General features: G+C 76.0%; 1 protein-coding gene. It reads left to right on the top strand.

Annotated features, from left to right (window positions below):
* The coding region (locus GT045_RS36935; RefSeq protein ID WP_272926946.1) for a transketolase C-terminal domain-containing protein at window positions 1-807 on the top strand (807 nt) is incomplete at both ends.

Raw genomic sequence — 807 nt, 5'->3', positions numbered from 1 at the left:
TACGCCACCTTCCTCAACCGCGCCTTCGACCAGCTGTTGATGGACGTCGCCCTGCACAGGTGCGGGGTGACCTTCGTGCTGGACCGGGCCGGTGTCACCGGTACCGACGGCGCCTCCCACAACGGCATGTGGGACCTGTCGATCCTGCAGGCCGTCCCCGGCCTCAGGATCGCCGCCCCGCGCGACGCCGACCAGCTGCGGGCCCAGCTGCGCGAGGCGGTCGCCGTGGACGACGCACCCACCCTGGTGCGCTTCCCGAAGGAGTCCGTGGGGCCGCGCGTCCCCGCGGTCGGCCAGGTCGGCGGCATGGACGTCCTGCACCGCGCCGACGACCCCGAGGTGCTGCTCGTGGCCGTCGGGGTGATGGCGCCGGTGTGCCTGCAGGCCGCCGGGCTGCTGGAGGCCCGCGGCATCGGCTGCACGGTGGTGGACCCGCGCTGGGTCAAACCCGTGGACCCCGCACTGCCGGGGCTGGCCGCCGGACACCGGCTGGTGGCCGTCGTCGAGGACAACAGCCGCTCCGGTGGCGTCGGTTCGGCCGTGGCGCTGGCCCTCGGCGACGCCGACGTGGACGTGCCGGTCAGGCGGTTCGGCATCCCGGAGCAGTTCCTGGCGCACGCCAAACGCAGCGAGGTGCTGGCCGACATCGGTCTCACGCCCGTCGAGATCGCCGGACGGATCGGCGCGAGCCTCGCGGCGCGGGACGCCGGGGGCGCGGGGAGCGCCCGGGCCGGGGCGGCCGTGGGCGGGGGCGCGAGGAACGGCCGGGGAGCCGTGTCGCCTGCCGGTGGGGGCGCCGGGAATGCC

Source organism: Streptomyces sp. SID486 (assembly GCF_009865385.1).
Lineage (GTDB): Bacteria > Actinomycetota > Actinomycetes > Streptomycetales > Streptomycetaceae > Streptomyces.
The sequence above is the reverse complement of the archived record's forward strand: the minus strand, read 5'-3'. Positions and strand labels throughout refer to the sequence as shown.